Raw genomic sequence first — 14,583 nt, forward strand, 5'->3', positions numbered from 1 at the left:
TCCTCGCCAACAGACCTGTGGGCAGGTCTCAATGACCGATGACGAAATGTCTCACCGGATGACGTTTCCTGAAAGATCACTGGACAATCGCTGGACATAACATTCTCGATCCGGCAATACTGTCTGGACATGCGCTCGGTCGGCACCTGTCGACGCCTGGGGAGGGCCTTGTGACGCGGAACATCTGCATCACGGGAGAGGCGAATGGAATTCTTGGAGGGGAAGACTCTGCGGCGACGCAGAGCCATCGGGGGAGGCATCGCCGGCGTGACCGTCGGCGCGATGATCCTTGCGGGTGCACTGGTACCGACGGCGGCGAATGCGCTCGATGACGCGAATCCGAACGATCCGTCGGTCGCGCAGGGACAGATCATCCAGTTGCCGGCCGACCTGCTCGGTGGATTGGACGTCGCCGCACTCGGGCACACGCTGACGAGCAACCCAGCCGCGGCCGGCCCTGAGCTCGGCGGTCTCGACCTCGACGTGCTCGAGGCGCTCAGCATCGACGTGGGCACGCTCAACGTGCCGCTGCTGACCGACGGCACGTCGCCCGGTCTGCTGCAGCTGGGCGATCTGGGGGGCGCGCAGAGCTTCAGCTCCTCACCCACGCAGACCCAGTCGATCGCGTCCTCCGGCGCGATCACCTCCGGTGGTGCGATCGATGCGGGGGCGATCGACGGAAGCGTCAACCCCGCCACCCTCGAACTCACCGATCTCTTCGACCAGCTCAGCGTCGCCGGTCTCACCGACGCCGTCCTCGACGAAGCGTCGGTCGGCATCGGAGCCCTCGCATCGCGGGCGGAGTCGAACGCCGGCGTCGCCGGCTCCGAATACCGCATCGCGGGCCTGGACCTCGACCTGCACAGCAACCTCGTCGCGGGGCTCGCGACCACTCTGGGCACGGCCATCCAGGGCACGGTGACCCCGGTCAGCGACCTCGCCGGTCCCGGCGGAGCGCTCACCGGGCTCGTCACGACCGTGGTCGACACGATCAACGCGATTCCGGATGTGCCGCTCGTCGCCGCCTTCGAGGCGACGGGCGGAACGGTCGCTATCGCCGGCCTCGACACAGTCGGGGCGACGGTCGTCACGGAGCTCCTGACGGAGCCGCTCGAGAACACCACGGGCTCGGTGCTCGTCGACCTGAGCGACGGGACGATCTCGGTCGACCTCGCTCAGATCCTCGTGGAGACGGGCGCAGGAGCCGACCTCAACTCGCTTCCCGCGAACACCCCTGCGCTGTCTGCGACGACGATCGCCGCCATCCAGCAGGGGATCACCTCTGCTCTGACGGGAACGCACCCGAACAGCCTCAACGGCAAGGTCGCGACCATCCTCGACTCCACCCTCGACTCGCTGGCGGTCACGCTCACCGTCGGGGTGGATCTCACCAACCCGCTCACCGGGATCGACCTGGTCTCCGGCGACGTCACGATCGCCGGCACGCTCGCTCAGTTCGCGGGCACGGCCACGCCGGTTCCGACGGTGACCACTGACATCTCGCTCGCCGGGCTCAACATCGGTGCGCTGCTCAACCCGGTGGTGAGCGCTGTGACCACGGCGGTCACCACGACCACCGGGCCGCTGGTGAACACCGCGCTGACCAGCGTCATCCCGCTCGTCCAGCCGGCCCTCGCAGCGGTCACCGGCCCCGTGCTCTCGACGCTGGACCCCGTGCTGCAGGGCGTGCTGTCCGGCATCGCGACCATCACGATCAACGAGCAGTCCGAGCCGGGAGACATCCCCGGTGACAGCTTCACCGTGCGGGCGCTCGCCATCGATCTGCTCCCGGCCGTGGGCGGAGGGGTCGAACTCGATCTCGCGTCGTCGACCGTCAAGGCAGCGGCGGCGGCAGTCGCGGCTATCGACGCCGCAACCACCGTGCAGGCCGGAACCGATCTTCCGGTCACCGGCTCCGGCTGGCCGGCCAACACCCAGGTGACGATCCAGGTGGCAGCACCGGACGGAACTCCGGTCAACGAATCAGCGCCGGTGACCACCGACGCGTCGGGCAACTTCACCGGCACGGTCTTCATCCCGGCCTCGACCGTGCCCGGCACCGGCTACATCGTCACGGCGACCGACGGCACCAGCACGGCGACGGACACCACCGAGGTGACCGCCGCGGCAGCGATCGATGCGGCACCTGCCGTGCAGGACGGAACCGACCTCGGCGTCTCGGGCACCAACTGGCCCGCGAACACACAGATCTCGGTGCAGCTGACCGCTCCCGGCGGCGGCGCGAACATCGGCGGCCCCGAGCTCGTCACGACGGACGGGTCGGGTGCCTTCGTGCTCGGCTACCCCGTTCCGGCCGGAACTCCTGCGGGAACCGGCTACACGGTCACCGCGACGCTGGGCGCGCAGACGGCGACGGACACCACCGAGGTGACGAACGCTCCGGTCGCCTCGATCGATGCGGCGCCGACCGTTCAGGCAGGCACCGATCTCGCGGTCTCCGGCTCCAACTGGCCGGCGAACACCGAGATCTCGGTGCAGCTGACGGCTCCGGGCGGAGGCGCGGATGTCGGTGGCCCCGAGACGGTCACGACGAACGGCGACGGTGAGTTCACGCTCTCCTACCCGGTGCCCGCATCGGCGACGCCCGGCACGGCCTACACGGTCACCGCGACCGCTGGCGCCGAGACGGCGATCGACACCACCGAGGTGACGGCCGCCGCTGCGGTGGATGCGGCCGACACGGTGCAGGCGGGAACCTCTCTCCCCATCACCGGTGCGAACTGGCCGGCCAACACCGTCGTCGAGGTGCAGCTGACGGACCCGGACGGCGCTGACGTCGGGGGTCCCGAGACGGTCACGACCGATGGCGACGGCGGGTTCACGCTGAACTACCCGGTTCCCGCGTCGGCGACCCCGGGCACGGGGTACACCGTGACCGCGACGGTCGGCGGCCAGACGGCTGAGGACACGACCGAGGTGACCGCCGCGGCAGCGGTGGATGCCGCGGACACGGTGCAGGCGGGCACGAGCCTTCCCGTCACCGGCACCGGCTGGCCGGCGAACACCGAGGTCTCGGTGCAGCTGACCGCTCCGGGCGGAGCGACCGTCGGCGGTCCTGAGACGGTCACGACCGATGGCGACGGCGGGTTCACGCTCGACTACCCGGTTCCCGCCTCGGCGTCGCCGGGCACGGGCTACACGATCACCGCGACCGTCGGCACCCAGACGGCGACCGACACGACGGAGGTGACCGCAGCGGCGACCGTCGACGCGGCCGCGACCGTCGAGGCCGGGGCGGACCTGGCGATCACCGGTGCTGAGTGGCCGGCCGACACCGAGGTCACCGTGCAGCTGACAGCCCCCGGTGGTGCGGTCATCGGCACGCCCCAGACGGTGACGACCGGTGCTCTCGGCGGCTTCGCGATCGACTATCCGGTGCCGGCGGGAACTCCCGCGGGCACGGGATACACGGTCACCGCGAGCGCGGGCACGCAGACAGCCACCGACACGACCGAGGTGACGGCTGCTCCGGTCGTCGTCGACGCGGCCTCGTCGGTTCCGGCAGGCACCAACCTCGCCGTCACCGGCACGGGTTGGCCGGTGAACTCCACCGTGTCGCTGCAGCTCACCGCGCCAGGCGGGGGAGCGGACATCGGAGGCCCGGTCATCGCGACCACTGACGAGTTCGGTGCGTTCACGGAGAACTACCCGGTTCCGGCTGATGCCGAGCCCGGCGCGGGCTACCTGCTCACCGCGACATCCGGCGCGTCCAGCGACTCGGACACCACCGAGGTGACCGCGGGCGACCCGGGTGACGTCAACACCAACGCGGCTGCATCGGCATCCGCTTCGGCTGACGCGACCGCAGACGGCGACCCGTCGGCGCAGGCGGCGGCTGAGGCCGCGGCCCTCGCAGACGCGACGTCGGCGGCCTCAGCGGCGGCGACCTCGGACGCCACCTCGGCGGCGGATGCGGCGGCGACGCCGGATGCCTCGTCGGCCGCGACGACCGATGTCACGTCGACGGCCAACGCCTCGGCGGCAGTTGCTGCGCAGGCGGCGGCTCAGGCCGACGCGTCGGATGACGTGAACGCGGATGCATCGACGGCGGCGGAGTCGAACTCGGCGGCGTCGTCGGAGTCGGCGGCCATCGCCGACTCGTCGACGGATGCCTCGTCCGAGGCTGCGGCCAACACGAACGCGGCGGCGTCGGCATCCGCGTCGGCGAACGCCGATGCATCGACCGACGCGATCGCTGAAGCGGCCGCGCAGGCGGCGGCATTCGCGGACGCCACGGCAGAGGGATCGGCTGCGGCTGACCCGACGGCTGAGGCTGCGGCGGAGTCGGCGGCGACGGCGACATCGTCCACGGCAGCCACGGCGGACGCCACCTCGGAGGCGAACGCCGGTGCGGCGGTAGCGGCTCAGGCTGCGGCGCTGGCCGACGCGACGACGGATACCGCGGCTGAGGCCTCGGCGACATCGGACGCCTCGACGAGCGCAGCATCGAACTCGAGCGCGGCGGCGATCGCCAGTGCATCGACCGACGCATCTTCCGATGCAGTCGCCACGGCCGATGCCTCGGCTGCGGCCGACCCGTCGGCTGAGGTCGACACCAACGCCTCGGCATCCGCTGCGGCGTCGGCTCAGGCTGATGACGACAGCAACGCGGCGGCTCAGGCGGCGGCTGTCGCTGCGGCTCTGGCCGATGCGACGAGTTCCGCTTCGGCGGCGGCTGACGTGACGGCTGATGCGGCCGCGTCTGCGGCGGCGACGGACGACGCATCCACGGACGCGTCGACCACGGCCACGACGGATGTGGACGCGTCTGCTGCAGCGGCCGCTCAGGCGGCGGCGCAGAACGATGCGACCTCGACGAGTGCGGCTGACGCGTCCGCGGCGGCAGATGCCGATCCGACCGCGTCGGCGGCCGCCGCGGCCAACGCCTCGTCGTCGGCCACGGCGTCCGCGTCGGCGGCGGCTGATGCTTCCGCTGAGGCAGAGGTCGAGGCATCCGCTGCGACCACGGCTGACGCTGCGGCTACGGCCGATGCCTCGGCTGCGGCCGACCCGTCGGCTGAGGTCGACACCAACGCCTCGGCATCCGCTGCGGCGTCGGCTCAGGCTGATGACGACAGCAACGCGGCGGCTCAGGCGGCGGCTGTCGCTGCGGCTCTGGCCGATGCGACGAGTTCCGCTTCGGCGGCGGCTGACGTGACGGCTGATGCGGCCGCGTCTGCGGCGGCGACGGACGACGCATCCACGGACGCCTCGGCCACGGCCACGACGGATGCGAACGCGTCGGCCGCCTCCGCGGCAGCGGCGCAGGCGTCGGCGCAGAACGACGCGACCTCGACGAGTGCGGCTGACGCATCGGCTTCGGCTGACGCTGATCCGACCGCGTCGGCGGCCGCGGCGGCCAACGCCTCGTCGTCGGCCACGGCGTCCGCGTCGGCGGCGGCTGATGCCTCCGCTGAGGCTGCTGCCGAGGCATCCGCCTCGGCGACTGCTGAGGCCTCGGCGTCTGCAGACGCGGCAGCCGACCCGACCGGACCGATCGCCATCACGATCAAGGTCCCGGTTCTGGAGCGCGGAGAGAAGCAGACGGCGGTCGGCACCGGGTTCCAGCCCGGCGAGTCCGTCACCGGTGTGATGACGTCCGAGCCGATCGCACTGGGCACCCAGGTCGCCGATGCGCAGGGCACGGTCACCTTCACCTGGACGATCCCCTCCGGCACCGACCTCGGAACCCACGCCGTGACACTGACCGGAGCGACCTCCGGCAGCGTGTCGGCCTCGTTCCAGGTCGTGGCCACGGGCCTCGCCACCACCGGTGGTGAGATCCAGGGCGGGTGGATCGCGCTGGCGGCTCTGCTGCTGATGCTCGGACTCGGGATGACGAGGGTCGCGCGTTCCAGACGGCCGCTCGTCCGGACGGAGTAACGCAGTGCAGGAACGCTGAGAGGTCGGGGCCGTCGCTGCGGCGGCCCCGACCTTCAGCGGTGAGAAGGATGTGGATGGGCACGATGACTGAGACCTCACCCGAAGTGCAGGATGCGGCGGTCGCCGCGACCGCCCCTCGACCGCGCCCGACCTGGTGGGTGAAGCTCATCGCGTTCGCCGCCTGTCTGCTCACCCTGTGGCACGTGGGGGCGTCGTTCCTGTGGATCGCTCCGTACTCGGCGCTCCGCGAGATCCCCACGCAAGAAGTCCTCGCCGGGTACATGCTGCCGATGTTCGGTCAGTCGTGGAGCGTCTTCGCGCCCGAGCCCATCAACGGCGACTACCACTTCAACGTGCGTGCCGTCATCGAGAAGGACGGTGAGGAGATCGAGACCGGGTGGGTGAGCGCCACCGACGTCGAGCTCTCGATGATCCGCTACAACCTCTTCCCGCCCCGAGCAGGGATCCAATCGAGCGAGGTCGCGAGCGGCCAGATGAACGCCTACAACAAGCTGGACGACGACCAGAAGGCCGTCGTCGGGCTCGACTTCGCCGAGGACGGATGGGAGGAGTGGATGGTGCGCTCCTTCGACGAACTCGAGGGCGACAACCCGTCGACCGACGCGTACATGGCGGAAGAGCACCTCTCCACCGCCTACGCCACCCAGGTGGCCTATGCGATCTGGGGCGCCGACTCCGTCATCAAGGTCCAGTACCGAGTGAGCCGCCAGAACGTGGTGCCCTATGCGGATCGCAACGATCCGAGCGCGCAGCGCCCCGACCCCACGTTCTCGACCACCGGGTGGCGCCTGCCTATAGAAGAGGAAGGGCAGAGTCGCGAGAACTTCGCGAACACCTTCCGCGCCCAGTTCGAGAGGATCCAGCCGTGAGCGCGCCCACCAAGACCGCGCCCCAGACGAACGGCGCCGCGAACCGGGACCGGAAGAAGGATGCTGCCGGGCGGTCGACCGTGACGGCGCCCGCTCCGGCATCCGCTCCGCCCGCCTCTGCGCCCGAGCCTTCGCCGCCGCGCACGCCCGCGCCTGCCGCCCCGCCTCCCCGGTCTTTCGTGACCCGCCTGCTGAGCTTCGCCTCGTCGATGATCGGCGGACTGTGGTCGATGGTCCTCTCGGCGATCGACCGGATCTCCGCGTTCGCGGGGGACTGGCTCTTCAACGGCAAGAAGGCCCTCTACGGTCTCGCGGTCACCCGCATCCTCTTCGGCATCACGGCGATCGGCCTGCTCGCGTCGAACTTCAGCACTCGTCTCTATACGTTCGGCTCGGGGTCGGCGTGGAACGGCGAACTCGCCGAACCCGTCAGCGAGTTCCCGAAGATCTGGATCTTCAGCGCGTTCCATGCCGCGATGGGCAATGACGCGCTCTACACCGCCCTCTATCTGCTGCTCGGCGTGCTGGCGGTGCTGTTCGTCCTCGGCTGGCGTTTCCGGATCGTCCTCCCGGTGTTCTTCTGCCTCTGGGTCGGGTTCATCGAGGCGAACGACATGGTGGGCGATCAGGGCGACAACATGTTCCGCATCGCGCTGCTCCTGCTGTTCTTCGCCGACCCGGCCGCTCGCTGGTCGATCGATGCCAGACGTCGCGCCAAGAAGGGGGAGTGGTTCGCTCCGGGAAGCCAGCCCGCCCTCCTGGGAACGGTCTTCCACAATCTGGCCCTCGTGGCGCTGACCGCGCAGGTGTGCTTCGTGTACGCATCGGGTGCTCTCTACAAGGCGGGAGGCGCGCCCTGGGAAGAGGGTTACGCGGTCTACAACCCGCTGCAGACCGCTCGGTTCGGCACGTGGCCGGTGCTGAGTGACCTGGTCACGACCTGGGGCCCGATGGTGGTCGCGGCGACCTGGGGTTCGATCATCCTGCAGGTGGCGTTCCCGCTGATGCTGCTCACACGGCCCACTCGGCTGATCGGCCTCATCGGCATCCTCTCCTTCCACATCGGCATCGGCGTGCTGATGGGGCTGCCGTGGTTCTCGCTGACGATGATCGCGATCGACTCGATCTTCATCCGCGATCGGACGTGGGCGCGGTTGAGCGAAGGGACGAGACGGCGGTGGGAGCAGGCGCAGACCGCGCCTCCCACGCCCGCACGCGTCGAGGCCTGAGACTGCGGCTGGGCTGAGACTGTGGTCTGACGACAATCCGACCGGGCGCCGTCCCGGGAGCTTGTTGGAGGATGCGCACACAGCAGTTCGCTCCTGGTTGTGGCAGACCTACCATGGGAGTATCCCTACTTCCCTCTGAGAGGAACGCTCATGGTCGACGCCGCCGTCCGTCCGAAGACGACTCGCCCGCACACCGACAGCGCAGATGCGAACCTGAGGTTCGATGTCGCCCGGGTCACCGATCTGCTGATGGGCACCTGGGCTGACACGCGCCGCGAGGCGCGCGAGCTGATCAAGGATTCGGCGTTCTGGCGCGATGACGCGCTGAGCAAGGACGAGCACCGCGAGCGTGTGCTCAGCCAGCTGCACCTGCTCGTCGAGAACAAGGCAGTGCACCGGGCATTCCCGACCGCACTCGGCGGAGAAGACAACAACGGCGGCAACATCGCCGGCTTCGAGGAGCTCGTCGTCGCCGATCCGAGTCTGCAGATCAAGTCGGGAGTGCAGTGGGGGCTGTTCGGCTCCGCCATCCTGCAGCTCGGCACCGCCGAGCACCACGAGAAGTGGCTGCCCGGTGTCATGGATCTCTCGATCCCCGGCGCCTTCGCGATGACCGAGATCGGGCACGGCTCCGACGTGGCAGCGGTCGGCACCACCGCCACGTACGACCCGAGCACCGAGGAGTTCGTGATCAACACGCCGTTCCGCGGCGCGACGAAGGAGTACCTCGGCAACGCGGCGCTGCACGGCGTGGCGGCGACGGTGTTCGCTCAGCTGATCACGAACGGCGTGAACCACGGGGTGCACTGCTTCTACGTGCCGCTGCGCGGCGAAGACGGCGTCGATCTTCCCGGCATCGGTCGTGAGGATGACGGACTCAAGGGCGGACTCAACGGCATCGACAACGGCCGCCTCAGCTTCGACCACATCCGCATCCCCCGCACGAACCTGCTGAACAAGTACGGCGATGTGGCGGCCGACGGCACGTACTCGAGCGCGATCGACAGCCCCGGTCGCCGCTTCTTCACGATGCTCGGCACGCTGGTGCAGGGACGGGTCTCGCTCGACGGCGCCGCGTCGTGGGCTTCGGCTCTCGGGCTGAAGATCGCGATCACCTACGCGACGCAGCGCCGCCAGTTCGACGGAGCAGACGGCCAGGAGGTCGTGCTCATGGACTACGGCAAGCACCAGCGCCGCCTGCTGCCGCGCCTGGCGACGACCTACGCGCAGATCTTCGCGCACGACGAGTTCCTGCAGAAGTTCGACGGCGTGTTCTCCGGCCGCATCGACACCCCTGATGACCGTGAGGACCTCGAGACCCTGGCGGCAGCCCTCAAGCCGCTGTCGACCTGGCACGCGCTCGACACCCTCCAGGAGGCTCGCGAGGCCTGCGGTGGAGCGGGCTTCATGTTCGAGAACCGTCTCGTGGGACTTCGCGCCGACCTCGACATCTATGTCACTTTCGAGGGCGACAACAATGTGCTCCTCCAGCTGGTCGGCAAGCGGCTGCTCACCGACTACGCCAAGCAGTTCACCGGCAAGGATGCTGCGGCCCTGGCCAAGTTCGCCGTAGGCATGACCGCCGGCAAGCTGTTCCACGGCGCAGGCCTTCGTCAGTTCGGCCAGTCGGTCGTCGACCTCGGTCAGGTCTCGCGTTCGGTCGAGAACGGTCTGCGCGAGGAGCAGCAGCACCAGCTGCTCGCCGAGCGCGTGCAGCAGATGGTCGCCGACATCGCCGGCCGGCTGCGTCCGGCGGGCAAGGACAAGGCCCTCGGCGCGAAGCTGTTCAACGAGAATCAGGCCGAGCTGATCGAGGCGGCCCGTGCGCACGGTGAGCTGCTGCAGTGGGAGGCGTTCACGGATGCCGTCCACCGCGTCGACGACGCCGACACCAAGAAGGTGCTCACGTGGCTGCGCGACCTCTTCGGTCTGCAGCTCATCGAGAAGCACCTCGCCTGGCACCTCATCCACGGGCGTCTCTCGACGCAGCGCGCCGCCGCGGTCTCGCGATACATCGACCGTCTGTGCGCCAGGCTCCGTCCGTACGCACTCGACCTGGTCGACGCGTTCGGCTACGAGCCGGAGCACGTCCGGGCGCCCATCGCCTCCGGCGCCGAGCGCGTGCGGCAGGACGAGGCTCGGGAGTACTACGCGGCGCTCGCGGCATCCGGTGACGCCCCTGTGCTGGAGAAGGCGCTCAAGAAGAACGCGAAGCGCTGAGGTTTCCTCCTCGCTCCGCTGACGAAGGCCGGGATCAGTGGTCCCGGCCTTCGTCGTGGGCGGTCAGGTGCCGCAGAGGAGGGCGCGAGTAGTGTCGATCTGGCCCATCCGCACCGATCAGAGGAGTCCGAGATGACCCGTGTCACCGCCTATGCCGCACCCAGCGAGGCCGCACCGCTCGAGAAGACCGTCATCGAGCGTCGCGAGCTCGGCCCGAACGACATCCTGATCGACATCGCGTTCGCCGGCATCTGCCACTCCGACATCCACACGGTGCGCGGAGACTGGGGGCCGCAGCAGTACCCGCTCGCACCCGGACACGAGATCGCCGGAACCGTCGCGGCCATCGGATCGGATGTCACCAAGCACGCCGTCGGCGATCGGGTCGGCGTCGGCTGTCTCGTGAACTCGTGCGGAGAATGCCGCAACTGCCTGCGCGGCGACGAGCAGTTCTGCTCCAACGGTGCGATCTTCACCTACGGCAGCACCGACCGTGACGGCAGCGTCACTCAGGGCGGATACTCCGAGCAGGTCGTGGTGACCGAGTCCTTCGCCGTGCGCATCCCCGACGCGCTCGGGCTCGACGTCGCGGCACCCCTGCTCTGCGCAGGAATCACCACGTACTCCCCGCTGCGGCACTGGAACGTCGGACCCGGCACGCGCGTGGCGGTCGTCGGCCTCGGCGGACTCGGCCACATGGGCGTGCAGATCGCGCACGCTCTCGGAGCAGAGGTCACCGTGCTGTCGCAGACGCTCAGCAAGAAGGATGACGGCCTCCGTCTCGGTGCCGATCACTACTATGCGACGAGCGATCCCGAGACCTTCCGCTCGCTGCGCGGGTCGTTCGACGTCATCCTCAACACGGTCAGCGCGGTCGTCGACCTCCGCGCCTACCTCGGTCTGCTCGACGTGGGCGGGTCGATGGTCTGCGTGGGAGCCCCCGCAGAACCGCTCTCAGTGAACGTCTCGTCTCTGATCGGCGGGCGTCGATCGCTCGCGGGGTCCAACATCGGCGGCATCCAGGAGACCCAGGAGATGCTCGATTTCTGCGCCGAACACGGCATCGCAGCCGAGATCGAGATCATCAGCGCATCGCAGATCAACGAGGCGTACGAGCGCGTGCTCGCCTCTGACGTGCGCTATCGCTTCGTGATCGACGCCGCGACCATCGCCGACTGAGTTCCGGAGGGGGTCCTCGGGGTACGCCCCAGGGGACCCCCGTCGGTTGCTCCCCTGGGACCGTTCGCGCAGTGGGTGCGGCGGTGTGGGTCGGGGTGGTGCTGGGCCTGTGCGGCAGGGCGGCGCGGTAGCCGTAGCCGTAGCCGCGCTCAGTTCGCGGGATCCGGCTCGCGGTAGTACTCGAGGAAGTTGACGCGCGTCGCGGCGTGCAGCTCGTGGATCAGATCTCCGGCTCGTTCGCCGTCACGGGCTTCGGCCGCTGCAGTGATCGCGCGGATGAAATCGCGCGCCTGGAGAGGCGTGACGAGGTTCTCGCGAGGCGTGAGGAAGCGCACCAGCTGCAGCGACAGGGTCTCGGCCTTCGCTCGCAGCACGGAGTTCGTCGCGGCGCGGACGACGACGAGGAAATACCGGCGGATCGCTCGTCCGAGAGCGGCCGCGTCATCTGCATCCACCGCATCCTCGACATGCGCCAGCTCGCGACGCAGGTCGGCGATATGCGCATCCGCGAGGTCGGCGGTGGTGGTGCGGGCAAGGTGCTCGTGGATCACTCCGATCACGAACAGGCTCTCGTTGATCGCCGCGACGTTCACCGGGGCCACCCGGGTGTGACGGTGCGGCACCAACTCGACGACGTCCTCCTCGGCGAGTCGATTGAGCGCCTCGCGGATCGGGGTTCTGGACGACCCGAGCCACGTCATGAGCTCCTCGTCGTGGAGAACTTCCCCGGGTTCCAGCGTCCCGTCGAGGATCGCCCCGAGGATCGTGTCGTAGACCTCGTCGCGAAGCAGCCGCCGCGGCGGAGGTGTGTCCCTCGTGGGCATCACGCGTCCTCGCTTCCGCGCCGCTCAGCTGTATCGGCGCCAGCAGCGACCTGCGGGCTCGATTCGGCCGCATCTCGTGCCTGCACGCTTGCGGCCCCTGCAGTGAAGTACGCCTGTGCGGCCACGGCTGCGGCATCCGCGTTCCCTGTGGCGGCGGCGGAGGCAAGCGCGTCGAGCGCGGCCGATGTGTCGGTCGCGTCGAGTGCGCCGGGTCGAGCGGTGATCATCCGGGTGACGTGCGGCACCGACTTCTCGCGGATGCGCTGAACGAGGGTGTTGCGGTAGCGGTCGACGAACACGTTCATCAGGTTGTTCACGATCCGTGCGCGTTCGAGGGCGTTCGAGGTCCGGCTCAGCGTCGTGTGCAGGTCGGCGATCTGCGTCCGGTCCGCGTCGGTGAGGAGCGGGACAGCCTCGCGCACCGTCGCCGAGTACACGACGCCGAGCATCTCCATCTCCTCTGCGAACCTCGTGGGATCGAGAGGTGCGATGCGGGTGCCCCGCTGCGGAAGCACTTCGATCAGCCCCATGCCGGCGAGCCGGTTCACCGCCTCCCGGATCGGCGTGCGCGAGGCGCCCAACCAGCTCTCGAGCTGCTTGTCGGAGATCGGCTCTCCTGCGGCCAGGTCACCGGCGACGATGGCATCCAGAAGCGTGTCGAAGATCTGGTCGCGCAGCAGCTTTCGGGGCATTTGCGCCGGGGTCTTGGGCACAGGCATGGGTCAATGCTAGTCGGAATCATCTGGGTACCTGATATATCAATCGCCCGCAATATATACCCATGCCCTGTCTCTCGGTGGATGAGGCGACGACTTCAGGCAGGGTGCCCGAGCATTGAAATATCAGATGATTTGTGTCCACGGCTAACTTATGTCATCCTCTAATCATCCAATATGTTAGTTGATGAGAGCGATGTGATCATGCCCATGGGCTCCCTCGAGGACCAACTGCGCCCGCAGCTTCTCAGCGGTCTCGCATACGAGCGCCTGCTCGCCGAGATCGTGAGCGGCCGCATCCCGCCCGGCCAGCGACTGCGGCTCGATCTGCTCGCCCACGCGTGGGCCGTCTCCCGGACGCCGGTGCGCGAGGCGCTGCAACGGCTTGTCGAGATGCGGTTCGTCCAGGTGTCTCCGAGCGCCGGAACTCGTGTGGCGGAGTGGTCGCGCGCTGACATGATCGAGCGCGCCCACGTCGTCGGTCGCCTGATCGTCGAGAAGAGCTGCATCGGCCCGCCCGTGCGCACGCACCAGCAGTCGACGCGACTGGCGGACGAGACCTGCGAGCTGCTCGGCTACCTCGAGCTCTCCGAGATCCTCATCTCGCGGGAGCTCGGCCGTCTGGGCCCCCGCCTCGCCCGCGACCACATCGACCCGCTGCGGCTGTTCGTGGATCCGCAGACGGCCCGCCACCACGGCATCGATCTCGACACGGATCGGGCCTCCCGCCGCCGTCTCCTCTCCGCCGCCCTCGCCGCCATCGAACGACAGGATGCTGCCGCGGCGCGCGAAGCTCTCGACGGGTTCTCGACGTCGTTCATCGACGCGCTCGGATCCGGCCCCGCAGAGGCCGCTGCGTAGTCCCGGCAGGAGAGCCGGGATCACCCGCCGTGTCGGTGGCGGCGGCTAGCGTGGGCTCATGACGTCTCTGATCGCCGGCCCCGACCTCCGCGACCGATGCGGGTGGGTGGGCGACGACGCCGAATACCGCCGGTATCACGACGAGGAATGGGGCACCCCGCTCCACGGCGACCGGGCGCTGTTCGAGAAGATGGCCCTCGAGGGGTTTCAGGCGGGGCTCTCGTGGATCACCATCCTGCGCAAGCGCCCCCGGTTCCGCGAGGTCTTCGTCGGCTTCGAGCCCGAGCGGGTCGCCGAGTTCGACCGATCCGACGTCGAGCGGCTCATGGCGGACGCGGGGATCATCCGCAACCGGGCGAAGATCGAGGCCACCATCGGCAACGCCCGAATCGTGCGCTCGATGGCAGACGGCGAGCTGGATGAGCTGATGTGGTCGTTCGCGCCGGCATCGGGACCGCGGCCCGCATCGTTCGCGGATGTTCCGGCGGTGACGCCGGAGTCGACGGCGATGAGCAAGGAACTGCGTCGTCGCGGCTTCCGATTCGTGGGTCCGACGACGATGTACGCGCTCATGCAGTCCGCGGGCATGGTCGACGATCATGTCGTCGGGTGCTGGCGCGCCTGACCACCGAGGCGTGCTGGGCGCGCCCGCCGTGTCGGGGCGAGTGCCGGGGCGATCGCCCGCCTTCGGGATCGTCCACACCCTCGATATACTCGTGGTCGGGGGGATCGCCCAGCGCGGCGCGCAGGGATCATGCAG

At 69.1% G+C, this 14,583-nt stretch carries 9 protein-coding genes; 7 read left to right on the top strand and 2 right to left on the bottom strand.

Annotation, left to right across the window (positions count from 1 at the left end; genetic code table 11):
- The first annotated feature begins 204 nt into the window (after positions 1-204).
- From LQZ85_RS10510 to LQZ85_RS10530, 5 genes are all read left to right on the top strand, one after another.
- Complete coding sequence (locus tag LQZ85_RS10510) at positions 205-5,904, top strand: choice-of-anchor G family protein (protein ID WP_230100870.1); 5,700 nt, start codon at positions 205-207, stop codon at positions 5,902-5,904.
- Positions 5,905-5,987: 83 nt separating this feature from the next.
- Positions 5,988-6,794, top strand: a complete 807-nt coding sequence (locus LQZ85_RS10515; RefSeq protein WP_230100871.1) for a DUF5819 family protein — start codon at positions 5,988-5,990, stop codon at positions 6,792-6,794.
- Positions 6,791-8,023, top strand: a complete 1,233-nt coding sequence (locus tag LQZ85_RS10520) for an HTTM domain-containing protein (RefSeq protein ID WP_056276608.1) — start codon at positions 6,791-6,793, stop codon at positions 8,021-8,023. Before LQZ85_RS10515 ends, LQZ85_RS10520 begins: the two co-directional genes overlap by 4 nt.
- A gap of 150 nt (positions 8,024-8,173) precedes the next feature.
- Positions 8,174-10,243: an acyl-CoA dehydrogenase gene (locus tag LQZ85_RS10525; protein ID WP_056276610.1), complete on the top strand. Its 2,070-nt coding sequence runs from the start codon at positions 8,174-8,176 to the stop codon at positions 10,241-10,243.
- A 132-nt stretch (positions 10,244-10,375) separates the two neighbouring features.
- The gene (locus tag LQZ85_RS10530) at positions 10,376-11,422 is read left to right on the top strand and encodes an NAD(P)-dependent alcohol dehydrogenase (RefSeq protein WP_053098655.1); all 1,047 of its coding nucleotides are present in this window, start codon (positions 10,376-10,378) and stop codon (positions 11,420-11,422) included.
- Between the two features lie 149 nt (positions 11,423-11,571).
- On the opposite strand, the gene LQZ85_RS10535 is transcribed toward LQZ85_RS10530, so the two are convergent.
- Together LQZ85_RS10535 and LQZ85_RS10540 are read right to left on the bottom strand one after the other, a co-directional pair.
- On the bottom strand, positions 11,572-12,246 hold the full coding sequence (locus tag LQZ85_RS10535; protein ID WP_056276614.1) for a GntR family transcriptional regulator: 675 nt from the start codon (positions 12,244-12,246) through the stop codon (positions 11,572-11,574).
- Positions 12,246-12,965: a GntR family transcriptional regulator gene (locus LQZ85_RS10540; protein WP_230100872.1), complete on the bottom strand. Its 720-nt coding sequence runs from the start codon at positions 12,963-12,965 to the stop codon at positions 12,246-12,248. Before LQZ85_RS10540 ends, LQZ85_RS10535 begins: the two co-directional genes overlap by 1 nt.
- 174 nt (positions 12,966-13,139) lie before the next feature.
- On the opposite strand from LQZ85_RS10540, the gene LQZ85_RS10545 reads away from it, so the two are divergent.
- Together LQZ85_RS10545 and LQZ85_RS10550 are read left to right on the top strand one after the other, a co-directional pair.
- Positions 13,140-13,823 (top strand): GntR family transcriptional regulator, encoded by a 684-nt coding sequence (locus LQZ85_RS10545; RefSeq protein ID WP_082297970.1) that lies wholly within the window; start codon positions 13,140-13,142, stop codon positions 13,821-13,823.
- 58 nt (positions 13,824-13,881) lie between these two features.
- Positions 13,882-14,448 (top strand): DNA-3-methyladenine glycosylase I, encoded by a 567-nt coding sequence (locus LQZ85_RS10550; protein ID WP_056276617.1) that lies wholly within the window; start codon positions 13,882-13,884, stop codon positions 14,446-14,448.
- Positions 14,449-14,583: the final 135 nt, after the last annotated feature.

Source organism: Microbacterium sp. Bi98 (assembly GCF_918698045.1).
Taxonomy (GTDB): domain Bacteria; phylum Actinomycetota; class Actinomycetes; order Actinomycetales; family Microbacteriaceae; genus Microbacterium.